This window comes from Brevundimonas albigilva, assembly GCF_023503965.1.
GTDB classification, from domain to species: domain Bacteria; phylum Pseudomonadota; class Alphaproteobacteria; order Caulobacterales; family Caulobacteraceae; genus Brevundimonas; species Brevundimonas albigilva.
The window spans coordinates 155,005-178,562 of sequence record NZ_CP097298.1 but is presented as its reverse complement, the minus strand read 5'-3'; the positions used below and the strand labels follow the sequence as shown (position 1 = coordinate 178,562).

At 65.9% G+C, this 23,558-nt stretch carries 30 protein-coding genes and 1 pseudogene; 11 read left to right on the top strand and 20 right to left on the bottom strand.

Annotation, left to right across the window (positions count from 1 at the left end):
• Positions 1-83 precede the first annotated feature (83 nt).
• The 4 genes from MU852_RS00930 to MU852_RS00915 all read right to left on the bottom strand — a co-directional run bounded on the left by MU852_RS00930 (position 84) and on the right by MU852_RS00915 (position 4,605).
• On the bottom strand, positions 84-3,035 hold the full coding sequence (locus MU852_RS00930; RefSeq protein ID WP_249750664.1) for a TonB-dependent receptor: 2,952 nt from the start codon (positions 3,033-3,035) through the stop codon (positions 84-86).
• A 91-nt stretch (positions 3,036-3,126) separates the two neighbouring features.
• Positions 3,127-3,315, bottom strand: a complete 189-nt coding sequence (locus MU852_RS00925; protein ID WP_249750663.1) for a hypothetical protein — start codon at positions 3,313-3,315, stop codon at positions 3,127-3,129.
• Positions 3,316-3,532: 217 nt separating this feature from the next.
• On the bottom strand, positions 3,533-4,021 hold the full coding sequence (locus MU852_RS00920; RefSeq protein ID WP_249750662.1) for a FecR family protein: 489 nt from the start codon (positions 4,019-4,021) through the stop codon (positions 3,533-3,535).
• A 95-nt stretch (positions 4,022-4,116) separates the two neighbouring features.
• The gene (locus tag MU852_RS00915) at positions 4,117-4,605 is read right to left on the bottom strand and encodes an RNA polymerase sigma factor (RefSeq protein ID WP_066625047.1); all 489 of its coding nucleotides are present in this window, start codon (positions 4,603-4,605) and stop codon (positions 4,117-4,119) included.
• A gap of 476 nt (positions 4,606-5,081) precedes the next feature.
• Here MU852_RS00915 and MU852_RS00910 point away from each other — a divergent pair, with 476 nt between their 5' ends.
• Entirely contained in the window at positions 5,082-5,324 is a 243-nt protein-coding gene (locus MU852_RS00910; RefSeq protein WP_084375300.1) for a helix-turn-helix domain-containing protein, read from the top strand.
• Positions 5,325-5,518: 194 nt separating this feature from the next.
• Complete coding sequence (locus MU852_RS00905) at positions 5,519-5,818, top strand: DUF7662 domain-containing protein (RefSeq protein WP_017505555.1); 300 nt, start codon at positions 5,519-5,521, stop codon at positions 5,816-5,818.
• A 67-nt stretch (positions 5,819-5,885) separates the two neighbouring features.
• On the opposite strand, the gene MU852_RS00900 is transcribed toward MU852_RS00905, so the two are convergent.
• The 7 genes and pseudogenes from MU852_RS00900 to MU852_RS00870 form a co-directional block, all read right to left on the bottom strand.
• Positions 5,886-6,113, bottom strand: coding sequence for a hypothetical protein (locus tag MU852_RS00900; RefSeq protein WP_017505554.1), 228 nt, complete (start codon positions 6,111-6,113; stop codon positions 5,886-5,888).
• 10 nt (positions 6,114-6,123) lie between these two features.
• The gene (locus MU852_RS00895) at positions 6,124-6,507 is read right to left on the bottom strand and encodes a copper resistance CopC family protein (RefSeq protein ID WP_017505553.1); all 384 of its coding nucleotides are present in this window, start codon (positions 6,505-6,507) and stop codon (positions 6,124-6,126) included.
• Between the two features lie 17 nt (positions 6,508-6,524).
• Entirely contained in the window at positions 6,525-7,721 is a 1,197-nt protein-coding gene (locus MU852_RS00890; protein ID WP_066624985.1) for a copper resistance protein B, read from the bottom strand.
• Positions 7,718-9,527, bottom strand: a pseudogene (locus MU852_RS00885) (copper resistance system multicopper oxidase). The gene MU852_RS00890 and the pseudogene MU852_RS00885 overlap by 4 nt, the downstream one beginning before the upstream one ends.
• A gap of 126 nt (positions 9,528-9,653) precedes the next feature.
• A complete protein-coding gene (locus MU852_RS00880) occupies positions 9,654-10,217 on the bottom strand; it encodes an RNA polymerase sigma factor (RefSeq protein WP_017505550.1) in 564 nt (187 codons plus the stop codon).
• A gap of 9 nt (positions 10,218-10,226) precedes the next feature.
• Positions 10,227-10,667, bottom strand: a complete 441-nt coding sequence (locus MU852_RS00875; protein ID WP_017505549.1) for a Spy/CpxP family protein refolding chaperone — start codon at positions 10,665-10,667, stop codon at positions 10,227-10,229.
• Positions 10,664-10,945 carry a hypothetical protein gene (locus MU852_RS00870; protein WP_017505548.1) on the bottom strand — a complete coding sequence of 94 codons (282 nt, stop codon included), beginning with the start codon at positions 10,943-10,945 and terminating at the stop codon, positions 10,664-10,666. The genes MU852_RS00875 and MU852_RS00870 overlap by 4 nt, the downstream gene beginning before the upstream one ends.
• 129 nt (positions 10,946-11,074) lie before the next feature.
• Here MU852_RS00870 and MU852_RS00865 point away from each other — a divergent pair, with 129 nt between their 5' ends.
• From MU852_RS00865 to MU852_RS00850, 4 genes are read left to right on the top strand one after another with little or no spacing between them, the layout of a single operon-like run.
• The gene (locus tag MU852_RS00865) at positions 11,075-12,088 is read left to right on the top strand and encodes an acyltransferase family protein (RefSeq protein WP_249750661.1); all 1,014 of its coding nucleotides are present in this window, start codon (positions 11,075-11,077) and stop codon (positions 12,086-12,088) included.
• Positions 12,052-12,225: a hypothetical protein gene (locus MU852_RS00860; protein ID WP_249750660.1), complete on the top strand. Its 174-nt coding sequence runs from the start codon at positions 12,052-12,054 to the stop codon at positions 12,223-12,225. The genes MU852_RS00865 and MU852_RS00860 overlap by 37 nt, the downstream gene beginning before the upstream one ends.
• Positions 12,222-12,698 (top strand): DUF411 domain-containing protein, encoded by a 477-nt coding sequence (locus tag MU852_RS00855; RefSeq protein ID WP_066629153.1) that lies wholly within the window; start codon positions 12,222-12,224, stop codon positions 12,696-12,698. The genes MU852_RS00860 and MU852_RS00855 overlap by 4 nt, the downstream gene beginning before the upstream one ends.
• Before the next feature lie 40 nt (positions 12,699-12,738).
• A complete protein-coding gene (locus tag MU852_RS00850) occupies positions 12,739-13,230 on the top strand; it encodes a YybH family protein (RefSeq protein ID WP_017505545.1) in 492 nt (163 codons plus the stop codon).
• 175 nt (positions 13,231-13,405) lie between these two features.
• Here the strand turns inward: MU852_RS00850 and copD are convergent, their stop codons facing one another.
• The 5 genes from copD to MU852_RS00825 form a co-directional block, all read right to left on the bottom strand.
• On the bottom strand, positions 13,406-14,320 hold the full coding sequence (gene copD, locus MU852_RS00845) for a copper homeostasis membrane protein CopD (RefSeq protein WP_066629157.1): 915 nt from the start codon (positions 14,318-14,320) through the stop codon (positions 13,406-13,408).
• A 4-nt stretch (positions 14,321-14,324) separates the two neighbouring features.
• Positions 14,325-14,687, bottom strand: coding sequence for a copper homeostasis periplasmic binding protein CopC (gene copC, locus MU852_RS00840; RefSeq protein WP_017505543.1), 363 nt, complete (start codon positions 14,685-14,687; stop codon positions 14,325-14,327).
• 200 nt (positions 14,688-14,887) lie between these two features.
• Positions 14,888-15,334, bottom strand: coding sequence for a DUF305 domain-containing protein (locus MU852_RS00835; protein WP_066629159.1), 447 nt, complete (start codon positions 15,332-15,334; stop codon positions 14,888-14,890).
• Between the two features lie 96 nt (positions 15,335-15,430).
• Positions 15,431-15,874 (bottom strand): DUF305 domain-containing protein, encoded by a 444-nt coding sequence (locus tag MU852_RS00830; RefSeq protein ID WP_283843717.1) that lies wholly within the window; start codon positions 15,872-15,874, stop codon positions 15,431-15,433.
• A gap of 22 nt (positions 15,875-15,896) precedes the next feature.
• Complete coding sequence (locus tag MU852_RS00825; RefSeq protein WP_249750658.1) at positions 15,897-16,433, bottom strand: MerR family DNA-binding protein; 537 nt, start codon at positions 16,431-16,433, stop codon at positions 15,897-15,899.
• A gap of 68 nt (positions 16,434-16,501) precedes the next feature.
• Here MU852_RS00825 and MU852_RS00820 point away from each other — a divergent pair, with 68 nt between their 5' ends.
• Together MU852_RS00820 and MU852_RS00815 are read left to right on the top strand one after the other, a co-directional pair.
• Positions 16,502-17,266: a glutaredoxin family protein gene (locus MU852_RS00820; RefSeq protein ID WP_055808283.1), complete on the top strand. Its 765-nt coding sequence runs from the start codon at positions 16,502-16,504 to the stop codon at positions 17,264-17,266.
• 243 nt (positions 17,267-17,509) lie between these two features.
• Positions 17,510-17,935: a hypothetical protein gene (locus MU852_RS00815; protein ID WP_249750657.1), complete on the top strand. Its 426-nt coding sequence runs from the start codon at positions 17,510-17,512 to the stop codon at positions 17,933-17,935.
• Here MU852_RS00815 and MU852_RS00810 read toward each other — a convergent pair.
• The 4 genes from MU852_RS00810 to MU852_RS00795 form a co-directional block, all read right to left on the bottom strand.
• Entirely contained in the window at positions 17,927-18,397 is a 471-nt protein-coding gene (locus MU852_RS00810; RefSeq protein ID WP_249750656.1) for a hypothetical protein, read from the bottom strand. The genes MU852_RS00815 and MU852_RS00810 overlap by 9 nt on opposite strands.
• Complete coding sequence (locus tag MU852_RS00805) at positions 18,394-19,014, bottom strand: hypothetical protein (RefSeq protein ID WP_249750655.1); 621 nt, start codon at positions 19,012-19,014, stop codon at positions 18,394-18,396. The genes MU852_RS00810 and MU852_RS00805 overlap by 4 nt, the downstream gene beginning before the upstream one ends.
• A 341-nt stretch (positions 19,015-19,355) precedes the next feature.
• Positions 19,356-20,138, bottom strand: coding sequence for an NACHT domain-containing protein (locus tag MU852_RS00800; RefSeq protein WP_003170293.1), 783 nt, complete (start codon positions 20,136-20,138; stop codon positions 19,356-19,358).
• 277 nt (positions 20,139-20,415) lie between these two features.
• Complete coding sequence (locus MU852_RS00795; RefSeq protein ID WP_249750654.1) at positions 20,416-20,994, bottom strand: hypothetical protein; 579 nt, start codon at positions 20,992-20,994, stop codon at positions 20,416-20,418.
• Positions 20,995-21,245: 251 nt separating this feature from the next.
• Here MU852_RS00795 and MU852_RS00790 point away from each other — a divergent pair, with 251 nt between their 5' ends.
• The 3 genes from MU852_RS00790 (at position 21,246) to MU852_RS00780 (ending at position 23,149) form a co-directional block, all read left to right on the top strand.
• Positions 21,246-21,629 (top strand): hypothetical protein, encoded by a 384-nt coding sequence (locus MU852_RS00790; RefSeq protein ID WP_054765707.1) that lies wholly within the window; start codon positions 21,246-21,248, stop codon positions 21,627-21,629.
• A gap of 19 nt (positions 21,630-21,648) precedes the next feature.
• Complete coding sequence (locus MU852_RS00785) at positions 21,649-22,305, top strand: hypothetical protein (RefSeq protein WP_003170290.1); 657 nt, start codon at positions 21,649-21,651, stop codon at positions 22,303-22,305.
• 70 nt (positions 22,306-22,375) lie between these two features.
• Complete coding sequence (locus MU852_RS00780; protein ID WP_035285540.1) at positions 22,376-23,149, top strand: DUF3307 domain-containing protein; 774 nt, start codon at positions 22,376-22,378, stop codon at positions 23,147-23,149.
• Positions 23,150-23,558: the final 409 nt, after the last annotated feature.

The following is a 23,558-nucleotide window of genomic DNA, read 5'->3' as shown; positions in this document are numbered from 1 at the left end:
GTGAGCGGCTCTTGCCTGGCCAACGCCGGGCCCGCCGTCGCGAGCAGGCCCGCGAGGGCGAAAGCGACCATGCGCATGGACGCTCACCAGCGCTTGACGAGCTGAAGGGAGATCTGCCGGCCCAGCACATTGGTGTTGGCGGCGTCGTAACCGATCCCCGCCGGCGCATCGTAGAAGGGCGGCTCCTCATTGGTCAGGTTGAGCACATTGAGGGTGAGCGAAAGGCCTTCGCCCCATCCGCTCCCGAAGTCGTAGCGGACCTGGCCGTCCAGGGTGATCCAGTCATCGATCCCGCGTCCGTTGACCCGATCGCGTCCTCCGCTGACGTGGTTGAGGGCGCTGCCGAGGGTGAGCGGGCCCCGCTGCCACTGGGCGCCGAAGCGGCCCCGCCACCGGGCGGGAAAGTTCGGGGCGCCGAGCAGGTCCTCGGTGGGCGACGCAGCCGTGACCGTCCGGTCGTTGGTCAGCAGATGGGTCACGCTCGCGTCGAGCGAGATGTCATCCGACCCCAGGGTGAAGCGATAGCGGGTCGAAAGGTCGAGCCCCTCGACCTCCACGGCCGAAGCATTGACGTAGCGGCTATCGATGACGGCGCCGTAGGCGGTCGCCGGGAAGACGTTCGGATTGAAGTTGCCCGGGTGGCCGAGCAGGGACTGGACATAGGCCCGGTCGTCCGCGTTTGAGCCGGGGCTCACATAGCGGATGAAAGGGGCCAGGGTCGGATCATTGAGCGCATTGATCAGGTTCTCCGCGACCGGGGTCGCGATCCGGTCCTCGAAGGTCGTCCGGAACCAGCCGCCCTCGATCCGGAGACCTTCGGCGGCGGCGGGCGTCCAGACGAAGCCCGCCGTCCAGGACTCCGCGGTCTCCGGGATGAGATTCGGGTTGCCCCCGTACTGGACGATGCTGATCACATTGGCGCCGGCGCGGTCCAGGAACACCGGGCCGAGCCGGTAGGCGCTGTTCAACTCCCTCAGCGAAGGGGCGCGGAACGAGGTGCCGTAGCTGGCGCGCAGGAGCAGGTCGGGGGTCGGGTTGTAGAGGACGCCGACCTTGGGATTGCTGGTCTGGCCGATCCCCTCATGGTCCTCGACACGACCGGCAAGGGACAGCTCCAACCGTTCGAGGCCGGGCCGGGCGTTGTCGGGCCCCACGAGCGGCGCGCGCAGTTCGACGAAGGCGGCCGAGACGTCGCGCTCGAACGCCGTCGGGGCGGCGATGCGCAGCGCTGCGCCGGAGATGAAATTCTCGCCGGAGGTTTCGAAACGCTCCTGGCGATAGTCGACACCGACGGCCATGCGCAGGTCCCCGCCTGGCAGGGCGAAGAGGACGCCGTCGGCCTTGAGGTTGAAGGAGCCGACCGTGCTGATGTTCTCGGACCGAAGGTAGCCGGACCCGATGAAGGCCAACAGGGCCGGGCTATGGGCGGCGGGATCGCCATAGGGATTGAAGTAGCCGTCGACGGCCGGGTTGAAGGTGGTTCCCGGATTGTTCGGCGTAGAGCCGAGGGCTTCGTCGAGCCGGGTCGTCTGGACCCGGTTCGAGGCCATAAGCCCGGTAGTCTCCCGACCTCCGCTCAGATAGGCCGCGAGGTTCCATCCGGCGAGTTCACCCGTGACCCCGACGGCGCCGCCGACGCTGCGGGAGAAGCCTTCGTCACGGCCCGGCCCCAGGTCGTTGATGAAGGAATAGGCGATCTCCTGATAGGGCTCGCCCGCCACCGGCACGAAGAAGGGATTGTCCGGCGTCACGAACAGGATGCCGATGTCGGCCACCGACTCCTGGATGTAGGTCCGGTCGGTGTAGCGAAGGTCGCCGTCCAGACTGAAACCACCCGGAAGGTCCTGCCGGCCCGCCACGAAAAGGCTGTGCCGGCGCTGGTGCGGCAGGCTCCACAGGCCCTCCATCTGATTGGTCAGATTGACTTCGCCCGGGCGAAAGTCTCCAGGCGGGAGGCCCACGCCGTTCTGATTGCGTGGGATGGCGTAGACCGGTTCATAGGATCCGCTGACCGGATCGAACGCCATGAGGTTGCCCGGGGCCGCGTAGGTGAAGCGCCAGTCCGAGCCGCCCAGCGGGCGCAGGTCCGCATTCGCGGTTGCGCGACGGTCGGCGGCGCGCAACTCGCCGCGGTCGTGGAATTCGTAAGCGGCGAGGAGGCCGCCGTTGGACCAGTTGAAACCGCCGCTGTGAGACAGGAGAGTCTCCTCGGCCCCGCCGTCGCTGGTGCCGCCAACACGTAGCCGGGTTTCGGCTCCGTCGAACCGTGACTTCAGGATGATGTTGACCACACCGCCGACCGCGTCTGCGCCGTAGAGGGCCGACGCGCCGTCGAGCAGCACATCCGCTCGGGCGATGGCGCTGCTGGGAAGATTGGAGATGTCCGAGAAGTCGCCGGCGCTGCCCGTGCCCGCGATCCGCCGGCCGTTGACCAGGACGAGGGTTGCATCCGCGCCCAGACCCCGCAGGTTCACCCCGGTCGCATAAGCCGAGTTTCGGCTCGTGCGGTCTGCGCCTGTCCCGGCAGACCCCTCATAGGCCGCCCCGGTGAAGTTCTGCGGCAAGGCGGCGAGGGTCTCGGCGACCGTCGCGCGGCCTTGCCGGGCGATGTCGTCCTGGGTGATGACGGTGACCGGCGACGGACTGTCCGCGCCCCGCAGATAGGTCCCCGTGACCACGATTTCTTCAAGCTGGGTGGCCTGCGGTTCGGCCTCGGCGCGGGCTGAGGGATCAACGAGCACGAAGACCGTCGGGCGGCTCTGGCGATAGGCCAGGCCCGTCCCGCGCAGGAGCTCCGCGAGCGCGGCCTCAGGAGTGTATTCGCCGGTGAGGGCGCGAGCCTGTCGGCCGGTTACCAGCGCGCTGGGATAGAGGATCTGCAGGCCGCTCTGCTGGGCGAACACCGGCAGGCTACGCTCAAGCGGCCCGGCGCCGATGCTGAACGTCCGGACGGCCTCGGTCGATTGCGCGATGACCGGCGTCGCGACACCCAGCATGAGCGCAGCGAGCGCGGTTGAAGTGAACCTGTGACCCATGATCTCCCCCTCTTTTCTACCCGCGGCTTTGCGGGGCGGGGAGGAGACGTTGGGTCGCGGGGCGTCCCCTAAGTCCGGACGCAGATTATTTTCATGCCGGCCCCGAAAGGATCAGATGGCCGTCGGCCGCCGTGGCGGCTTCAAGGTGATAGAGGTCGCGCAGGGCGGCGACGAAGCCGTCGATGTCCCCGGCGTTGAAAACGCCGCTGACCCGGATCGACGAGATGCGTTCGTCGCGAAGCTCGATCGGTTTGGAGGTGTAGCGGTTCACCTCCGTCACGGCCGCAGCGATCGGCGTGTTCTCAAAGGTCAGCCGGCCGACTGTCCAACTGGTTTCGGCCGGGACATTGACCGCGACGACCCGGGGCGTTGGACCCGAGGTGGTGACCTGCTGGCCGGGCTCCAGGGTCCATTGGGCCGTCCTCGAGGACGGCTTGTGAACGTCGACGCGCCCTTCGACCAGGACGACACGCGCCCCGGAGCCGGATCGCCGAACGTCAGCGCGTGCCGACGGCGGTGACCTCCGTGTCGCCCGCCTGGACGAAGAAAGGCCGCGCGGCGTCGCCCTCGACCTCAAACATGGCGCGTCCTGCTGCGAGCGTGACCACGCGACGGGCGTCGGTGAAGCGAACGGTGACCCGCGAGTCCGTGTCGAGGACGATGCGGGAACCGTCTTCCAGCCGCACGGTGCGTTGCTCGCCGATGGCCGTGGCGTAGGCGTCCGGCCGCTGCAGGGACCACCAGGTCAGGCTCCCGGCTCCGATCACAAGCGCCATGGCGCCCGCGACGCCGAGCGGGATCAGACGGCCGGCGTCCCGCATCCGACGGCGCGGGCGCGCCTTTTCGACCCGACTCAAGGCCTCGTCGGCGAGCCCCGCCATCCCGGGGCTTTGCGCCAGCGTCCCTGCCGCGTCCCACATGGCTTCGAGACGGCTGAAAGCGCGCGCGTTCTCCGGGTCTCGCCGCCACGCGCTGAACGCCTTCACGTCGGCGGTCGACCTTGCGCTGGTTCAACTTGCTGAACCAGTCGGCGGCTTCCTTGCGCCTGATGTCGGCTTCAGCCTCGATCATCATCCGTTGCCTACAGGTCCAGCCGAGACGCGCAGTACTGAAGCGCCCTGGACATTCGCCATTCCACCGTTTTCACGCTGATCTCGAGCGACACGGAGATCTCGGGATAAGTCATACCGCCAAAGCGGTTCAAGACGAAGACGTCGCGGTAGAGTTGCGGCATGGACCGGATAACCTGTTCGAGAAGGACTTGGTCGAACTGCGGCGCGGCCTCGGCCTCGGCAGGTCTTTGAAGCGCCTGGCTCTGGCGGCGTCGGCCCTCTCTTCGGCTTTCATCGCGGACCAGATTGAGGGCGATCTGCAGCAGGAACGCTTTTGGATGGCGGATGTCCGACACGGCGTAAGGCGCCGCCCTGAGGTAGGTCTCCTGGACGACATCCGCCGCAGCGTCGGCGCCGATGTGAGGGCGCAACCGGCGATCCAGCCAGACGGCGTATCGCCGGTAGAGACGGTTGATCCCGTCCTGCGCCTCCACCCCCAGCTGCTTCGTATCGGTCACCACGGATCTCCGACCTCTCGACGAGAGGGGCGGGAATCCCGGCGTGGCCGCGCGATTCCGGGCAGGCGCGCCGACGCGCGCGCTCAGATGGCGGCAACCGGCCGACGCACAGAGCGGCAGCCGTCGATGATTTGATATCGCACAGGGGATTCCAGGCCCCTATCGGCGCGAACGCCGACATCGAAGCATGAATCAAACGGAATCCCGACGCAAGCGGGAGGGGTCGGGCGTTGGAATCCTCTGCGATCGAGGCCCGTTACTTCAGCGCGCAGCGCCGCCTCCGTCAGCGACGAACCCCGGCTCCGGCTGTGCGCCTATCTCGCGGCGCCCGACGGCTCCGCTGTAGGCGCGACCCTTCTACGGTTCAACCGGCGCCGTCGGACCGCAAGAAACCTGCGGGCGGCCCGCAATTGATCGACGTTGCCCGGGTCCGAACCCGCCGTGTACGGAGAAAGTCGGACAACCCGTGGTGTAATATGGAAGCTGTCTCCGAAGATCCGGACCGTGGATCGCCCGCGGTCAGCCTGAGCCCGCGCGAACAGGAATGCCTGCAATGGGTCTGTCGCGGGAAGAGCTCCTCCGACATCGGAACCATATTGTCGCTGTCGCCCCGCACCGTGGACAGCTATCTTGAGAAGGTCTGTTCCAAACTCCGGGTCCGGACCCGGATCGAAGCGGTCGCCTCGGCGGTCCGGCGCGGTCTGATCGACCCGGGATGAGGGAAGGGGGCGGGCCAGGAACTTCTGTGATGAAGCCCGGCGTTTCGCCGCCGATCGCCGCCGACGTTTGCACGTCCCCTGGCTCTCGATCGGCGCCTATCGTTCCCGGAACCCGCCGCCGGTAAGTCTAGATCGGGCAGCGCAAGCGCGCCAGCCGGGCTTGACCCCCGGCAGCAGCGGAGCAAGACACCCAGATGGCTAAATACACGCCGCTCGCAGCCTTTCTCAGACGTCAGAAGGGCGCCGAGGTGGACCTGTCGTTTCGGGACATCGAGCGGATCGTCGGCGGCATCTTGCCCAAGGCGGCCTCGCTGGAGGACTGGTGGCGCGCGAATCCGGCGAGGGAGCAAATGCCCCAGCACCTCGCCTTCGCCGACGCGGGCTTCGTCGCCGAACCGCGGACGCGGGCCGAAACCGTCCGTTTCATCCGGGTTGCGGGAGTGGGCGTCACAGGGAGCGCGGCGCGGCTCAGCGCGGCGAAGACCGAGAGTTGACGCCTGTCTGCTCCGGACAGACCTCCGATCCGTCGGAGCGCCTGCCGGAGTGGTTCAGATCGGGCGGTCAGTTATGGTCGGCGTGACCCTGGGGAGCCGGAGCATCTGAGGGCGCCGGCGCGGGCGGCGCGGGTTCGGCGGGCGGCGGAGCGTCGGACTTCATCTTGTCGCAGCAGCTCATGGCGGCGTCAGCGGCCATATCCTTGCAGCATTCGCAGCCTTCGGCGGCCAGGGCCGCTCCAGCGCTCAGGGCCAGAATCGCGCCGGCGGCGGCCAGCAGGTTGGAAACTCGCATCGTCGTTCTCCTAGTGAACCATGAAGCTGACAGAGCCGGACATCTTGTGGCCGTCCGGACCTTCAGCGGTCCAGGCGGCGGTGTAGGTTCCCGGGGCAAGCCGGGGAAGGGCCACGCTGACGGTCGCGGCGGCCGGTGCGGCGGGGGCATTCACGACCACCGGGGCCTGCCCCTCGGCGCTCAGGGTCACCGTCTTCAGGACCATCGCATGGGGGAAGGTGACGCTGAAGCGTTCTGGCGATCCGTGGGTCATGGCCCCGTTCGCCGGAACCGTGGTGACGGCCGATTGAGGCTCGGCGGCCTGCGTCTGCATATTGTGCCCGGCGTGCGGATCCTGGGCGGCGGCGGCGCCGGCGAAGGCCAGGGCGGCCGTGAGGGTGAGAATGCGGATCATGGGGTGGTCTCCTTAGGTCAGAACCAGGCCTTGAGGCCGACGACGAAGCGGGTGTCATCAGCCCCACCGCCTCGGGCTTCGATGTAGTCGGCGGTGTTTCCGAGCGCCCGGCTCCACTCAACGCCGACATAGGGGGCGAACTCCTTGCGGAACTCGTAGCGCAGGCGCAGGCCCGCCTCGATGGACGACAAGCCCGAGCCGATCTCCAACTCCGGAATGTCGCTGGCTGAGGCGTCGATTTCGAGGCGGGGCTGGAGGATCAGGCGCTGGGTGATGCGCTGGTCGTATTCGGCCTCGACGCGGGCGGTCAGGTCGCCCTCGGTGGAGAGGAAGGCGGCCGCGTCGATCTCCCACCAATAGGGCGCCAGGCCCTGGAGGCCGAGGACCAGGTGCGTCGTATCCTCGCCGTCGGGCCGGAAATCCTGACGCACGCCGGCCTGCACATCCCAGAACGGCGCTATCGCGCGGCTGTAAAGCGCTTGGAGTTCGGCCTCTTCCAACTTGCCGCCAAAGTCGCCTTCGCCCTCGGACTTCCACCAGAAGCGATTGATGTCGCCGCCGCTCCAGCCCTGGACGTCCCAGAGATACGACTCCTCAGCACCGCCGAAGCCGGCTTCGAGACGATCGATGATGACGGCGGTGGTGCGGACCTCGCCGTTCTCGCGAACCAGAATCTGACGGGCGGCCGCCATCGCTTCGGCGCCAAAGACCAGATCGGCGGCGTGCGTGGGGCCGCTCAGGGCGGCGGCTGGGAGCGGGTCCTCCGGAGGACGGCCGGGATTGTCGGCGCTGGTCGGCACGTCCGGCGGTCCCATACTCATGGTCGACATATCATGCCCGGCACGAGGGTCGACCTGGGTGGAGGGCATGGCGGACATGTCGTGGCCGGCGTGCGGATCGGGCTGCGCCGTCGGCGGCATTGTCGACATGTCGTGACCCGCATGCGGATCAACGACCGGGGGCTCAGCCGGCATCTGATGGCCGGCGTGAGGGTCGGCAGCTGGCGGCGTTTGCGCGGGCGGCATGACATGACCGGCGTGCGGGTCTTGCGCCGGCGGCCGGGTGGACGTCTGAGGCCGAACGGCCGGAGCGGGCGTGGCTCGCGGCGCCGCGGTCGCCGGCATGACATGGCCCGCGTGCGGGTCCTGCGCTTGGGCGGTGACGGCGCTGGCGGCGAGGATCAGCGGAGCGAGGGCGACGGCGAAGCGGTTCATGACGCGGCTCCGTCCATGGGCCGGACCGTCACGACATTGAACATGCCGGCGTGCATGTGCATCAGCATGTGGCAGTGGAAGGCCCAGTCGCCGGGCGCGTCGGCGGTCAGGTCGAAGGTCACCTTGCCCCCGGGCGCGACGTTTACCGTGTGCTTCAGCGGCTGATGCCCCGGGGACCGCCGGTCACCAGTTCGAAGAAGTGGCCGTGCAGGTGGATGGGGTGGGCCATCATGGTGTCGTTCACCAGGGTCACGCGCACCCGCTCATTCCGCTCGAAACGGATGGGTTCGACCAGTTCACTGAACTTCCGCCCGTCGAAGCCCCACATGAACCGCTCCATATTGCCGGTCAGGTGTATTTCCATGGTCCGCGACGGCGGGCGTTGGTCCTTGTTCGGCTGCAGCGACACCAGGTCGGTGTAGACGAGAACGCGGTGATCGACGTTGGTCAGGCCGATCGGCCGCTCGCCGAGGCGGTTGGCGGGGGCCATGGCTATCGCGTCGACGCCCACGCCGACCGCCATGTCCGGCGGGGCGTTCTCGGGATCTCGCATGTTCATGCCTGACATGGACATTCCGCCCATCTCGCCCGCCGGCGCCGCGCCTTGGGCTGGGGCGCCGTGGTCCATGCCGGCCATCGTGCCGTGGTCCATTCCGGACATGCCGCCCATTGAGCCGTGATCCATTCCGCCCATGCCCATGTCTCGCATGGTCAGGTTCGGGACCTCGCGCAGCGGCGGAACCTCGGCGGTCATGCCCAGGCGCGGCGCAAGGGTGGCGCGGCCCATCCCCGAGCGATCGATCGCCTCCGAGACGATGGTGTAGGCCCGGTCTTCAGTCGGCCGGACGATGACGTCGTAGGTTTCGGCGACCGAGATCTGGAACTCGTCGGTCTCGACCGGGCGGACGTTCTCGCCGTCGGCCTGCACCACGGTCATCGGCAAGCCGGGGATGCGGACGTTGAAGATCGACATGGCCGAGGCGTTGATGATGCGCAGCCGCACGCGCTCGCCGGGGCTGAAAAGGCCGGTCCAGTTCTCCTGCGGCCCGTGGCCGTTGATCAAATAGGTATAGGTCGAGCCGCTGACGTCGAGGATGTCGCGCGGGTCCATCCGCATCTCACCCCACATGCGCCGCTCCTCCAGGCTCATGCGGTCGCTGCCGTTGATCAGACCGGCGAGCGTGGTGCGCTGCCGGTTGAAGTAGCCCGGGCTCTTCTTCAGCTTCTCCAGGATTTCGTGTGGGTGCATAAAGCTCCAGTCCGACAGGACCAGCACATGCTCGCGGTCGTAGGCGACGGGATCGGCGCCTGCCGGTCGATGACGATCGGACCGTAGTGGCCCATCGCCTCCTGAAGATTCGAGTGGCTGTGGTACCAGAAGGTGCCTGACTGCTTGATCGGGAACTCATAGACGAAGGTTTCCCGCGGCTTGATGCCCGGGAAGCTGATGCCCGGGACGCCGTCCATCTGGAACGGCAGCAATAGGCCGTGCCAATGGATCGAAGTGTCCTCATCCAGCCCGTTGGTCACGGAGAGTCGCACGTTCTGTCCCTCGCGCAGGCGCAGCAAGGGCGCCGGGAGCACTCCGTTGATCGTCACGGCATGGCCGGTCCGTCCCCCGACCGTGAAGGGCGAGTGGCCGACCGTCAGGTCGATGTTGGGCCCGCTCAACGTCGGCAGGGCCGTTCTCAAGCCCGCCGTACCGGTCTGCGCCCAGGCCGGCAGAAGTCCCTGCAGGCCAAGCAGCCCGCCGCCAACGGCGGCGCCCCTGAGAAGCATTCGGCGATCGAAACTTGGCATGGGCATAAGCGTGGGGTTCCTCGGACGCGTGTCGGCTTCTGGTTGACATACGCACGTCGGCGACAACGCCCTTGCGTCAGGTCGCCACACCGCGAAAAGAAACGCCCTTCGCCATCGGGCGGGCCGATGAGATCAAGCACCTCCCGGAACGGCCATGTCCTCGGCAAGTCGCTTGCGGGCGCGGGCGATCCGCGTCTCCACGGCCTTGGTCGTGACGCCCAGGATCGCCGCGATTTCGCCGTGCGAGCGACCTTCGAGCGTAGCGAGCAGGAGAGGGGCCTTGAGGCCGTCAGGCAGGCGGGTCAGCGCGCTGCGCAGCGCCTCGGCGCGACGGCGATCGTCCAGTCGGGCTTCGGGAGATGGCGTTTCCATCCGGACCGCTGACGCTTCGGGGGCGTCGAGGCCCATGACGCCGCGCACCACCCGACGCACCGCACGCCGACGGCTCCAGTCCCTGCATTTGTTCAGGGCGATCGAGCGGAGCCAGACCTCGAAGGGGCGAGCCGGATCGTACCTTCGCAGGGCGAGCCATGCGGCGGTGTAAGTTTCCTGGAGCAGGTCGTGCGCTTCCGCTTCGTCGCCGACATAGCGGCGCACGAACCTGTAGAGATCGCCCTTGGTCGCCGCCATCAAGGCGCCGAACGCGCCGGCGTCGCCGCCAGCCGCGCGGGCTTCAATGCTGTCGCCGTCCTTCACGCGCCGCGCCTAGCCGGCGTCGGCACGCAGGGCGTCCACCACGGCGGCGTCGAAGACCTCGGCCTGCGCGGGGGTGAGCACCGACCGCATCTCGAAGACGTGGGCGATGGTCGCCTTCTGCAGATCGCCCATGGCCACGTGGAAGTGATCCACCGCCGCCTGCACCTGGGGCGTGTTCCCATCGCTTGCAGCGATGGCGGCGGCGAGCTCGCGGTTGGCGGCTCGCACTTCTGCCTCCAGCCCGGGGCGGCGCGCGGCGAAGCGCGCTTCGATCGCGTCCAGACGACCATCCTGTTCAGCGCTCAGGTTCAACTGCTCATGGACGACGCTATGCAGGCTCGGCGGCTGACGCTCGCGCATGACCCAGGTTGCGCTCGCCCAGGTCGCCGCGCCGCTGGCGAGCGCCGCCAGCACGGCTGTCAGGACGATCGATTTCCAGCGCGCTCTCATCCCCGGGCATCCAGTGGACCGAGCGGCGACAGGCCCGCCGAGACGGTGAAGATGCGCAACTCAGAGGGCTCAGGCCGCGGCGACGCCACGAGGAGCAATCCACCGTTGGCCACGCCGAGCACGAGCGCCAGCCCTACGGCGGCGACCCGAACCTGGCCCATTGACGCCGCCTCCCGGCGCACGGCGATCCGTGTCCAGACAGCGTCTTCCAGGCCGTCCAGCCGCCCCGCATCGTCTGGCCCTTCCGCCGCAATCAGTCGTTCGATCTCATCAGTCATTGCGCACCTGCATCACGCCCCCTTTGCCATACGCGCCAAACCGTCCGGCCCCTTACGAGGGGACGAGATGTCCGCCGCGTAGATACCAGAGAACGACCGGGAGGACCCGCTCGTGTCGGGGGAGGCGATGTGAGCGAGAGGACAGATCCGGCCGCGGGTCCGTTTCCGGATCGGCTCGATCCGCTGACGGGGGTGAGGTTCTTCCTCGCGCTCGGCGTGGTGCTGTTTCACTACCAGCTGCAATGGACGCTGCCCGAAGGTGCGGCCGGACTGTTAAACCGGGCCCGTCTCGGGGTCGATATCTTCTTCATCCTGTCTGGGTTCATCCTCACCCACGTTTACCTGCAGGGTGATCAGCCAGTGAACTACAGGCGGTTCATCGCGGCGCGGTTCGCGCGCATATACCCGGCGCATTTGTTCATCCTGTTGGCGATGCTGTTGCTGGTGCTCGCCGCGCCGGTGTTGGGCATCGGCCTGGAGCCCGGGCGGTTCAATCCTGCGGATTTTCTGGCCACCCTCTTTTTGGTTCAGGCCTGGTTGCCGCGAGACGGGATGGTCCTGTGGAACGGGCCCGCCTGGTCGCTGTCAGCCGAATGGTTCGTCTATCTCGCTTTTCCAGCCTATGCTGCGGTCGCCCTGCGGTTTCGACACAGGCCATGGATGCTCGTAGCCGCGGCGACGAGCCTGTTCATCCTGCTGGATGCGATCTACCGGCATTGGTTCGGCTCGGTTCTGCCCCGGGCGGAAGACAATATGGGCGTCTTGCGCATCATTCCGGAGTTCCTGCTCGGGATTGGCCTCTACTATCTCGGAGCGCGCTGGGCGCCGTCCCCGCGCGTCGCGATCGTCGGCGCCGTCGGAGCCACCGCGCTCCTCTTGCTCGCTATGCAGATCGGGGCCGATGATCGCCTTATCGTCGCCGCGTCGGGACCCTTCGTTCTCGCCTTGGCGCTGCTCGCCAAGGCGGGTGTCAGAACCTTCCTGTCGCACCCGGTCGCAATCTTCGCCGGTGAGGCCTCGTTCGCCCTCTACCTCGTCCATATTCCGATCCTGATGGTCTGGCGCAATGCCGCCCAGGCCATCGGGGTTGGCCGGGCGACTATCGAATGGGGCTTCTGGAACTGGCGGCGATGTTGGCGGTGACCCTCGCCGCGGCGGCCGCCATCTATGGTCTGGTCGAGCGACCGAGCCGCCAGTGGCTGAGGCGGCGCACCTTCGGTCGGATGCCGGATGCCGACGCCAGACGCACCGTTCACAGCGATCAGGGAGAGCCCTTTTGACGACCGCCTACCTCCACCGAAGGCTTTTCTTAGGCGCCGCCGTCAGCGTCGCCCTGACCGGAACAGCCTGCGCCCAGACCCAGGCGTCGAGAACCCTCACGGTCTTCAAGACGCCAACCTGTGCGTGCTGCGACGCCTGGATCTCGCACATGCGGGAGGCTGGCTTCAACACGACCATCACCGTTCTGCCGAGCCTCCAATCCGTCCGCAGCAGCCGGGGGCTTCCGGACAGCCTGGCCTCCTGCCACACCGGGTTGATTGATGGCTATGTCGTAGAGGGCCATGTTCCGGCACGGGACGTCATACGGTTGCTTGCCGAGCGGCCGGCAGCGCTCGGTCTCGCGGTTCCGGCCATGCCCCTCGGTTCGCCCGGCATGGAGACGCCGCAGGGACACAAGGACCCTTACGACACGCTGCTGGTGCTTCGCTCCGGCGCGACGCAGGTGTTCGCCCGTCACAACCCGCCCACCTGACCTGACCTTGTCTCACCTGATTCATAAGCCGGAGCCCATCATGTCCCCCAAACCTCTCGTTCTCGCCCTCTCTCTCGCCGTCCTGTCGGTGACGCCCGCTGTCGCGCAGGACCATTCTCACGGCCATGCCCAGACCGCGGGGTCGATCAGCGCGGAAGCGACGGAGGCGGCCACGACCGTCGATGCCTTCCATGCCGCGCTCAAGGCCGGTGACACATCTGCCGCCCTGTTGCTTCTGGCCCCCGACGTCATGATCTTTGAAGAGGGCGGAGCGGAGCGCTCGCGCGACGAATACGCCTCTCACCATCTTGCGTCGGACGCCGCCTTCGCGGCCGCGTCGGACAATGTCGTAAGCCGCAGATCGGGCTGGGCGGACGGCGATGTGGCGTGGATCACGAGCGAAGGCCGCACCACCGGTCAGTTCAACGGACGCGCCGTGGACCGTCTGACAACGGAAACCATGGTGCTAAAGCGCCACGCCGACGGCTGGCGCATCCATCACATTCACTGGTCGTCGCGCGCTCCGCGGTAATCCGCCTCTCCGGTTTGAACGCCTCAGTGCGAAAGCGCGCGGCGTTCAGACCGTATTTGTCCGCTTAAGCCGGGATCCGGGAAGCCCGATGGGAGGACGTGACAACATCTCGACCTCGGAGAATGGCGCCACGACCGCAGCGGTGCTCCACGCCGCGGGCCACTAGATCGTCGGATCACGTCGCGACCGGCGGAGGGAGGGTGCCCATAAGCGCGACGACGGCGAGGACGACGAGCCCGAGGGCCGTCTCCGTGACGATACTGCGCCGCAGCCGTCGAACCGCCGAGATTGACTGTCCTGTGTGCTCCAGTTCCAGACGCAGGGCGGGTGTCAGGCGGAAACGGTTGTCCGCCGCCAGGCCCAGCATCAGCACGAAGAGCGCCAGCTTGGCGATCAGAAGCTGTCCATAGAGGCTTTCGCCAAGGTTCACGAAACGCTCCGATCCGACGAGGAACCAGCTGTTCGCGAGACCCGTGGCCACAAGAAGGGCTACGGCGAGCGTGCCCAGGCCCGAGAACCCATGCAAGGCACGGTAGAGGGCCCCATCGTCGACCCCGGGGCGGCGAAGCAGCAGGATCGTCAGCGCTACAAGCGCACCAAGCCAAAGGGCCGCCCCGACGGAATGGACCATGTCGGAGGCGAGGTGGACCAGGCCCTCGGGGCCTTCTGTCGCCGCGCCGTGTCCAGTCCAAGCGAAGCTCGCGACCACGAAGAGCCCAAGGCCTAGCGAGATGCTCCAGGCCGTCTTGCCCGGTCTCAAGGCCAGGACCGCGACGACGGCTGCGAGGGCGAGGGCGGCCCGCGCGACCATGGCTTTCCCCAAGGCCGTGCCGGTGATCATGAAAGACAGAGACACAGGCTTGATGGCTTCCGCCAGCGAGCCCGCCATGACCGCTGTCTGTGCGAGTAGCGCCAGGAGCGCGCTCGCGACGACGACCAAACCTGACCCTATCAGGATCGCGCGCGACCAGGTGAGATCCACGCCGTCGCCGCGCCTGAAGGTGTACAGCAGGAACAACGGCGTCCCGAGAAGGACGACGGCTCCGGCGTACTGGAGCCACCGGAGCGCGACGACCGCGATCTCGAGCACGGCGTCAGCGCACCGTGAAGGTGTACGAGCCGGTCATGCGGTGACCGTCGCTCGAGGCGATGCGCCAGTCGACGCGATAGTCGCCAGCAGTCAGCGGTCGCGTCAGAGTCCCGGTCAGGGTCTTGCCGTCTTCAGCGACCGAAGTGCGGACCGCGAGCTTCTCGCCGGCCGAGTTGACCACGTCGAAGCCGGAGAACGCAGGCACAGAGCGCTCGCTGAAGGTCAAGGTCAGCGTGCGGGTCGCACCGACTGTGGCGTTCGGCGCGGGCGTGGCGCTGACAAGACGAGCGTGAGCTGCCGCAGGTCCAGCGGCGAGGACGACCGCAGTCGCCAGGGCGACATAGGGAACGGGGTTGAATGCACGCATACTGTGTCTCCTAACGAGTGGCCGGTCCGGCCTTCGACTAGTCTACGCGTCGCATCGACTTTCCCCTCGCCAACGGCGGCCGACGCTGGCCGACCTCACGCCGTGAAACCGACGACAACACTCGGGGCGGCGAGCGAGGCCACCTCGAACGGGAATGGCGAGTTGGCGGGACCGGCGGACGTGTCCCGCCGGAAGAGCCGTCAAAGCCGATCCTGAATCGCCTGCATCTGTCGGATCTCGCGCTTCTGGGCCTCGACGATCTCTGCGCACAGCGCGACCAGTTCCGGGTCGCTCAGCTTGGCCTTGCCGCACATCAGGATCGCGCCGGAGTGGTGGGGGATCATTCCTCGAATGAGTTCCTTGTCGCCGATCGCCGCCTGGGTGCGCATGGCGTAGAAGCTGCCCGCGAAGATGATCACCGAGGCCAGCCCAATGGCCAGGTTGAGCCGATTGTTCGGATACATCTCGCGCATCAGAACCAGCATGAGGACAGCCATTGGCGCGACCATCATCAGCGTCATGTAGAGATTGTTCAGATTGAAGTTGAAGTGATCGAGCGTCGCGATCATCGTGAACATCACCAAATACATGATGATGAAGTGGACGATGAGTTCAATCGCGAGGTTGCGATAGCTCTTTTCGTGCATGAGTGACCTCCCGCCGGCGGACAGACGCCGACGATCGACGCCGTTCAAAAGCAAATACGCACGGGCAGACCAGTCCCCGCGCGTATTCGTCCCGCGTCAGGCTCCGGGCTGGACCGAACCCGAAGCGGGGGTTGCCGCGGCGGACCGATGTTGCGCGACCCACTGCTCCAGCGCCGTGATCTCCTGGCGCTGCATCGTAATCGTCTTTTCGGCCATCTCGCGGAGCGCAGCGTCCGGGTTCTCGCGCATCAGAACCTCCGACATGGCGATGGCGCCCCGGTGGTGCTCGATCATCTTCAGGGCGTAGGTCTCCTGCGGGTCTGCGCCGTGCGCCTGCACCATGGCCTGATGCATCTGCTGTTCAGAGGTGGAAAAGGGCGTCTCGGGCCCCGCCATCGGCTGGACCGCCGGAACGCTGTGTTCGGCCGCCGACCCCGAGTCGGCAGTCGCGGTTCTATCGGCCTGTCCCGCAGGATTGCACGCCGTGAGGAGCACGGATAGCGCGGCGGTCGCCAGACCAACGTTCAGTTTGATCGACATCTTCGTTCTCCGAAAGTGATGATCAACGAACAGTTCTGGCTGCGGGACGTTCCGGTCCTCGCGCTTGCGTGGCCACGCAGTCGGGTTTTTCCCAGGCGGGACGGCTGCCGGCCCTCGCACCCCGTTCGCCAAGACAGGGCAAGATTTCAAACCTTTTCACCTGAAAGGCCGAAATGATCGGACACGGTCCGCTGTCGTTCGCCGCGCAAGCGCTCGCCAGTCGGCGCAACGCCGCTCTCGCCCCCTCAAGATCGGAGATGGTTCGATCCAGCGCCTCCAGCCTCTCCGCGGCCAACGCACGGGCGCGCGTGCGATCCTCGCCAGCGTCGAGCGACAACAGCTCTTTGATCTGCTCGAGGGTGAAGCCCGCCGTCTGTGCGGAGCGAATGAACTTCAGCTGGCGCACGTCCTCCTCGCCATAGCGTCGAACGCCCGCGCCAGCGCCATCACGCGACCATTTGTCAGGCGTCGAAAGCAATCCGCGACGCTGATAAAAGCGGACAGTCTCCACCCCGACGCCGCCGTCTCGCGCCAACCCTGCGATCGTCCGAACGTTCATGCTTGACTCCGTATCTAGGTACGGAACCTAAGAGCTGTAGCTCGGATTTGAAGATCAAGGAGCCTGCAATGACCAAGACCGCTGTCATCTATCGGATGGTGATGCCCGACCACACCTGTCCGTGGGGGCTCAAGGCCCGGCATCTTCTCAAGAGCCGGGGCTACAAGGTCGAGGACCACTGGCTCACGACCCGCGAGCAGACCGACGCCTTCAAGGCCGAGCACGGGGTGAAGACAACGCCGCAGGTGTTCATCGACGGCCAGCGTGTCGGCGGCCACGACGATCTGCGCCGCTATCTCGGTCTCAAGGTCCGCGATCCCAAGGCGACCACCTACACGCCGGTCCTCGTCGTCTTCCTGACCACCGCCGTGATGGCGACGATGCTCAGCCTGACGATTTTTGGCACGCCGTTCACCGTGCGGGCAGGGGAGTGGTTTATCGCCCTGTCTATGATGGCCCTCGCCATGCTGAAGCTCCAGAACATCGAGAGCTTCTCATCCATGTTCCTGAACTACGACCTGCTGGCCAAGCGGTGGGTGCCATACGGCAAGGTCTATCCGTTCGCCGAGTTCGGGGCAGGCGCGTTGATGGTCGCGGGCGTCCTGACTTGGTTGTCGGTCCCGGTGGCCCTGTTCATCGGCGGCATTGGCGCGGCCTCGGTCTTCAAGGCTGTCTACATCGACAAGCGCGAACTGAAATGCGCCTGCGTCGGTGGAGACAGCAATGTGCCGCTTGGCTTCCTATCCCTGACCGAGAACCTGATGATGATCGCCATGGCGATCTGGATGCTGGTTATGCACTACGCTCTGCCGGCGTCAGCGATGGCGATGTAGGTTCTGTTCATGCTAGTCTAGCGGAGGCAAGTGAACGCGCAAGAATCGATTGTTAATTCGAGTTTGAGATTGTCAATACGTCTCGAAAGATTGCGCGATCACGCGGTTTTTACATCGGTCTATTTATCTAATGTTTTCAGAACCAAGCCGAACGGTCGGGCGGCGAGCCGGTGTTAAAGTAGGTGGGCCGCGAAAAAACCAACTGATTCATGATTTTATCCAGCTTAGAGCAATCGAGTGGGAATGGTCTATCTGATCGTGCTGGAGGCGGACGGACGCCTCCATCCGCGCTGGCTGTCCGGCCGGTCTTTCGAGGCCGCCCGTCGTGAAGGCCTGCGGTGGATCCGCTGTCGACCTGACGCCGTGCAGGCCTTGTTGTTTGAAGGTTCCCGGTTGCGCGCGGTGCTCGATCAAACCAGCGAAAAAGCCCGTGACGATCATCCGGTGTCTGAGTGCGACCTTTACAAGGCGTCCCGCGCCGGATCCCGCCTTTCGACCATCCAATCGCGGGCGCCGGTCGTCACGGTAAGGCGGGCGGAAAGAATTTCGTCGGGCGGGGGGGCTAGGGTCAGCGCGTCACCTCGCCCCCGGCAGGAGAAAATGGGTGATGCCCAGTCTTTGCCGCCTATGAGCGGATTGCCGCCCAAATGCGATCCGGCCTCAATCTGACCAGGTGGCGGGGCCGATGCCGGCGATCTTCGACCCATCGCGGCCATAGACGCCGGCGATGTCTTCGATCGATCCGATCTCGACATAGAGACAGCCGTCCGCTGCGGTCTTCAGATATCCCAAAGGGTCCACCGCGAACCGGACCTCCCGTTGGTAGGCATAGGCCATCAGCTTGGACCGGATCGCCTGCAGGCCGTCCCCGGGCGGATAGTAGGGGTCGAAGTAGTCGTTCTGGACGAGACTGTACGTCCCGCCGGGCGCAGCATCAGCCAGGACGGGCGCCGCGCGTTCGAAAAAGGCCCGAACATCGAAGACGACCAGAAAGGCGTCCTCGTCAGGGTCCGCGCTGGCGAAGGCGTCGAGCAATCGCGGGTCGAGATCGGAGCTGAAGGACATCATCCAGTAGGGATGATCGACCAGCGCGCCGGCGTCTTCGGACCGGCGTTGTCGCGCGAAACTCACGTCTCCGATCGCCTCGATCGCGCGACCGTCTTCGGTGGTGATCCGCAGGACCTGTCCGGGTCTCTGGTAGGCCTTGGCCATCTCGTCGTCGGCGCGGGCGGCGTCCAGGCGGGAGTCGTCATAGGAGGCCGCCGGCGCAAGCGAAGCTGTCCCGCCTGAAGCATCTGCATCAGGTATCGTTTCTGGCTCAGGCGCACGAGCAGTTCCCCGCCGCCGGTGTTGACGCCGCGCAGGGCCGGGGCGAGCACGATGGGCGGCGGGATGACTGGGGCCGGCACGGGCGTCAAACCGCGACGCTCGAACTCCAGGAGCGTCAGGTGACGCGCCCGCCACCACCACCACGGGCTCTTCCATCCGCTGAACGCCGTGTGGCCGGCGGAGACGGGCTGGCCGGTGTCGAGATACTGGATGTTGGTCTCGATCGAATCCAACCGCTTCTGCAGCGCGGCGTCGTCCACATTGACCAACCGACTCACCCCCGACTTCGACAGATCGATCTGATCGGTGAAGGCCCAGACTTCCGGGTCGAAATGGCGGGTGTCGACGCGGCGCAGCGCGAGAAGCTCGTTAAGCAGAGGCGTCCCTGGCAGATGGGCGCCGATATGCAGAAACTCCATATCGGCGGGCGCGATGTCGTCGAGCCCGCGATCGGACGAACAGGGCTAAGTCCGTATGTCCTTTCCCTCGTCCGGCGTGATGTCCCGGGGTTCGGCTCTGCGAGATTGATATAGCCGCTGGGAGGTCGGTCCGGGCTCAGGCTTTGGGCTATGAGGGTCATGCGCGTTCTGATTCCCGCATTGGTACTTCTCGTCGGCTGCGCGCCGGAGCCGCCTACTGTCGAAGGGCGGGCGTCGGTCATCGATGGCGACACCCTGGAAGTCCACGGCGTCCGCATCCGGCTGTGGGGTGTGGATGCGCCCGAGGGCCGGCAGGTCTGCGACGATGCGCAGGGCAGGGCCTATGCCTGCGGGCGGCTGTCCGCCAATCGGCTGGCGGCCCAGGCGCCAAGGCGCCGATAGCCCTCCTGGTAACGCTTCAGGCCGCGCAGGACATGAACGTGCTCCTCCGTCGAGGTGAAGGCGCTCGGCCGCCCCGATAGGACGACCTTGGCCTTGCCGTGCGTGAGCCGGTTCAAGCTCGCGATCTGGGCCCGAAAGTCGCCCCACGTCATGGCATGCTTCATCTCATCGAACCCGTCGAGGGCCACCAACAACCGGCCCTTGTCGCTGAGTTCCAGGAAGTGATGGACGTTGAAGCCGTCCACCGGGAAGTCGTGGGTGAACTTGCCACCCAACAGGCCTTCTAAACTGGAATATCGCGCGTACTCACCGAGACCGATTAGGATCGGGCGGCGTGCGTAGGGATCGGACAAGGCCCGTTCGGCCTGGTTGGCGACTAGGCGCTTGATGAAGCTGGATTTGCCGGCACCGTAGCCGCCCAAGATCGCGATCGGTTGATAGTCCTCGCCGTCGATCCAGGTCGTGACGGCTTCGAACAGCAGGGTGTCCGTCTCGGACAGGGTGCGGTGATCACTTTCGTATCTGGCCAGGCGCGCGCGGCCGGGAATGTAATAATCGCTCAGGCCATCCTGGTGGAAGAGGCCGGTCAGGGAGCGGACGTAGTCGGTCAGCCCCAGGATCTCGTTCTCAAGTTCCCAAATGGTCTGATGACGCAGGCCTGCCTGCTCATCGACATAGGCCTGGGCGTCCGTAGACAGACCTTGGCGCGTGATCACCAGCAAAGTGGCCGGCGCGGATTTCTGGACGATGCCGCTATAGTCGGCCCAGATGGTGACTAGGTCGGACCGGGTGGCCGATCACAGGCTATCTCGATGCGCTTCGCCCGCCTCCCGGGTGGAAGACCGAACTGGCGCTTCTGGCCGCCTATTCCGCTGATCCGATCTCGATCGTCGCCGCGCTCTTGGCGCTTATCGGGCGAGACGATGAAGACCGTCCGGCGTCCCGTCGCGACCTCGCGGACGCCATTGAAGCGCTACGCGGCAAGACCCGGGTCATTATTCAGCGCGGGCGTCTGGCGAAGATGGCCAGGGTTCCCAGACTGACGGGGTTCTGGATCAGTTCGTGAGGGACGTGCCCTTCGATGAGCGTCACCAGAGCTGGCATCCCAAGGCGGCCCTTGTTCGGATGCGGTCGGAAAAGGCCTTCGAGTGGCGATTGTGGGTCGGAAGCCGCAATCTCACCGCGCCGGAAAACCGGGACCTTGGTCTGGTTCTCGTCAGCGGCCAGCAAGCCAAGGGCCGCCTCGTGCCAGGGGCGGACGATATCGCGCGGCGCCTGGCCGAGAGGGCCGGTCTGGGCGGTTTGTCGCCAAGCCGCTTGGCGACGGAGGTTTCTGCGCTGAAGTGGCGGGCGCCCGACGGGGTGCGTGTAGATCGCCTCCGGATCAGCCGGGGTCAGAGCGAATGGAGCCTTCCGATCTTGCCCGAAATGGTGGACGCCCTGACCGTTGTCAGCCCGTTTCTCGATGCCGGCTTCCTTCAGCACTTGTTGAAGACGAGATGCCGAACGGGGGAACAGGGAGGCGAAAATCCGTAAATTGCTGGTCGCCGAGAGTTTGAGGCTCAAAAGCTCGACCACATCGGAGGAGCGCCTTTTGGGGGCGCTCGTCGAACGATTTGTCCGATCGCGAGCGGATCCGCAGACACGTGAGGAGGCGCTCCAACGGCGAAACGCGGAGCTTCGCGAACGGGACGGCGTGGATCGGGGGCGCTAGAGGGCGCGCTGTCGTGTCCTCATAAAGGGGGTATCTACAACTGATTTTGGTCGTTAACTGTTGATACAACCAAAATCAGTTGTATGGTCATCGTCAAAGCGTAGGGTCAGGGTCAATGAAGTTTGGCGCCGTCGAGATGATAGGAGGCGCGGTCGTCGTGGCGGCGAGCTTGAGCGCTTGTAGTCGCCAAGCCGATGTCGCGCCGCCGACCCTGGTCCAGTTCACGTGCAGCTTCGAGCCGGCCGCCCCGATGACCATGGTCATCGACACCGGCCTGCGGACCGCCCGGTGGATGAATCTGCCGGCTCCGAGAGAGGGGAGCGCGTCGGTTTCGTCTCATCAGTACCGGATTGAGTTTCCGGCTCTGGAAGACGCGCCCCCAGTCCATGCGCGTGTGAACCGCTACGACGCCACGATCCTGCGGACAATCGGGGACGGCGCGACGGCGGTGCGCCAGACGGGGCGCTGTGTGAAAGACGAGACGGGGCCGCGCCTGTGATCACGCCGGAGAGCCTTTCATGACCACGCGCGCGGTTCTGACCGGAGACCTCGTCGGCTCCAGCCGGCTCACCCCCGCTTCTCTTGAGGGGGCCCGGGACGCTTTCGCGACCGCAGCCACGGAGATCGAAACCTGGCGGGCCAAGCTGGTCGGAGCGCCGGCCGACTTCTTTCGCGGCGACAGCTGGCAGATGCTGCTGACGCAGCCCGGGTTCGCTCTGCGCGCGGCGCTCTATATTCGCGCCAGCCTGAAGGCCGGGGACCCCGAGTGGGATACGCGCATCGCCATAGGCTACGGCGAGGTTGATCGCATCGACAAACAGCGGACCTCCCTGTCCTCAGGCGAAGCCTTTCTCCTGTCCGGTCGCGCCCTGGATGATCTTGGCGACACGGTCGACATCACGGTTCGAGGTCCTCAAACGGGTCTGAAGTGGGGCGCCTTGGGTCCGCTCTCTCACCTCTGCAGCGTGCTGATGGATGACTGGAGCCAGAAGCAGGCGCAGGCGGCCAGGCTGGCTCTGGCGCCGGAGGCGCCGACCCAGGCGCGCATGGCGGAGATGCTTGGGGTCTCGCAGCAGGCTGTGAGCAAGGCGCTTTCCGCCGCCAAGATCACCGCCTTGCTGCGCGCCGTCGACTATAGCGAGGCGTTGACCTGGAACCGGGTGAGACTGATATGACAACCCAATTCGGTTGTGATCGTCGCCTACAACCCAAATGGGTTGTTACAAAGCGCGGGAGCGTAGCACGGTGATCGAAACCTTCCTGCTGTTGCTGGCCGGTCATCTGCTTGGCGACTTCGTCTTCCAGTCGGACGCCCTGATTGCCCGCAAACAGACCTTGCGGGGCTTGGCGGACCATGTGGCCATCGTCACGGTCCTGACCTTGCTGATGCTGGCGCCGACCCGGCTGTCCATACTCGGCCCGGTGGCCATCATGGCCGCCAGCCATTTCGCCATGGACTGGCTAAAGGTCCACCGGCTGGGCGACCGGCTGTGGGCGTTCGGCCTGGATCAGGCCGTCCATATCGCCGTGCTGGTCGGTCTCGCCGTCGCTTGGCCGGCCATGGCCTCGCAAAGCCTGTGGGGGCTCCAGCCCTCGCCGGTGCAGGTCCAGATCTACGCCGCGCTCGCTGTGCTGTGCGGGGGCGTGGTCGCCGTCTGGGTGGGTGGCGTCGTCATCAAAAAGCTCGTCGAGCCGCTTTCACCGGCCGGGCGCGCCGCCAACACCCTTCTGACGACCGGCGTCGCCTCAGGCCCGATCGTCGGCATGCCCAACGCCGGCAAATATATCGGCTGGTTGGAGCGCGGGTTGACGCTGACCTTTATCCTCATCGGCCATCCTGAGGGGGTCGGCTTTCTGCTCGCCGCCAAATCCATCCTGAGGTTCAGGGACGTCCAGGATCAGAACGATCGCCACCAGGCGGAGTACATCATCATCGGCACCTTCCTGAGCTTCGGCTGGGCGCTGGCCGTCGCCCTGGCGACCCAGGCCGCTGTGCTGCACTGGTTGCCCAAGGGCTGACATCGCAGCCTTAACCGCGGCGGCAGGGCGCCTGATCGTCTACGAGCGTTTTGCGCCGGAGATCCTCGCCTCAGATGTCTTTTTCGGTCGGACTGCCGAACTGTTTGACGAAGGTCGTATAGGGACAGCGGCCGATATAGCGGCGCTGAACGCCGAGTTCGGGTCGCTGAAGACATTCCGGGAGTGGCTGGCTTCCACGGGCAAACCGCTCCTTCAGGAAGCGGTCGGACGGTGATCTGATCTCTACGGGCCCGCGCCAGTTTCGCGATTGAGAGGACCACCGAGTCCTCTCCGCGCCGCCAAATCGTAAAATCTGACCGCTCATGGCGTTTTACATCGTCTTGCTAAGTCATTGATTTCACTAGGTTCGGATAGCCGGGGTTTTACAGCCTAAGTGTCTGTTTCTTCT

What these genes read in the sequence shown, in the direction of transcription:
- MU852_RS00805 (WP_249750655.1), bottom strand. Translation starts at nt 19,014, where the DNA reads ATGGAGTTTCTGCATATCGGCGCCCATCTGCCAGGGACGCCTCTGCTT.
- MU852_RS00820 (WP_055808283.1), top strand. Translation starts at nt 16,502, where the DNA reads ATGACCAAGACCGCTGTCATCTATCGGATGGTGATGCCCGACCACACC.
- MU852_RS00785 (WP_003170290.1), top strand. Translation starts at nt 21,649, where the DNA reads ATGACCACGCGCGCGGTTCTGACCGGAGACCTCGTCGGCTCCAGCCGG.
- MU852_RS00790 (WP_054765707.1), top strand. Translation starts at nt 21,246, where the DNA reads ATGAAGTTTGGCGCCGTCGAGATGATAGGAGGCGCGGTCGTCGTGGCG.
- MU852_RS00900 (WP_017505554.1), bottom strand. Translation starts at nt 6,113, where the DNA reads ATGCGAGTTTCCAACCTGCTGGCCGCCGCCGGCGCGATTCTGGCCCTG.
- MU852_RS00930 (WP_249750664.1), bottom strand. Translation starts at nt 3,035, where the DNA reads ATGGGTCACAGGTTCACTTCAACCGCGCTCGCTGCGCTCATGCTGGGT.
- copC (WP_017505543.1), bottom strand. Translation starts at nt 14,687, where the DNA reads ATGCGTGCATTCAACCCCGTTCCCTATGTCGCCCTGGCGACTGCGGTC.
- MU852_RS00895 (WP_017505553.1), bottom strand. Translation starts at nt 6,507, where the DNA reads ATGATCCGCATTCTCACCCTCACGGCCGCCCTGGCCTTCGCCGGCGCC.
- MU852_RS00890 (WP_066624985.1), bottom strand. Translation starts at nt 7,721, where the DNA reads ATGAACCGCTTCGCCGTCGCCCTCGCTCCGCTGATCCTCGCCGCCAGC.
- MU852_RS00850 (WP_017505545.1), top strand. Translation starts at nt 12,739, where the DNA reads ATGTCCCCCAAACCTCTCGTTCTCGCCCTCTCTCTCGCCGTCCTGTCG.
- MU852_RS00835 (WP_066629159.1), bottom strand. Translation starts at nt 15,334, where the DNA reads ATGCACGAAAAGAGCTATCGCAACCTCGCGATTGAACTCATCGTCCAC.
- MU852_RS00875 (WP_017505549.1), bottom strand. Translation starts at nt 10,667, where the DNA reads ATGAGAGCGCGCTGGAAATCGATCGTCCTGACAGCCGTGCTGGCGGCG.
- MU852_RS00860 (WP_249750660.1), top strand. Translation starts at nt 12,052, where the DNA reads ATGGGGCTTCTGGAACTGGCGGCGATGTTGGCGGTGACCCTCGCCGCG.
- MU852_RS00825 (WP_249750658.1), bottom strand. Translation starts at nt 16,433, where the DNA reads ATGAACGTTCGGACGATCGCAGGGTTGGCGCGAGACGGCGGCGTCGGG.
- MU852_RS00905 (WP_017505555.1), top strand. Translation starts at nt 5,519, where the DNA reads ATGGCTAAATACACGCCGCTCGCAGCCTTTCTCAGACGTCAGAAGGGC.
- MU852_RS00830 (WP_283843717.1), bottom strand. Translation starts at nt 15,874, where the DNA reads ATGTCGATCAAACTGAACGTTGGTCTGGCGACCGCCGCGCTATCCGTG.
- MU852_RS00870 (WP_017505548.1), bottom strand. Translation starts at nt 10,945, where the DNA reads ATGACTGATGAGATCGAACGACTGATTGCGGCGGAAGGGCCAGACGAT.
- MU852_RS00910 (WP_084375300.1), top strand. Translation starts at nt 5,082, where the DNA reads ATGGAAGCTGTCTCCGAAGATCCGGACCGTGGATCGCCCGCGGTCAGC.
- MU852_RS00815 (WP_249750657.1), top strand. Translation starts at nt 17,510, where the DNA reads ATGGTCTATCTGATCGTGCTGGAGGCGGACGGACGCCTCCATCCGCGC.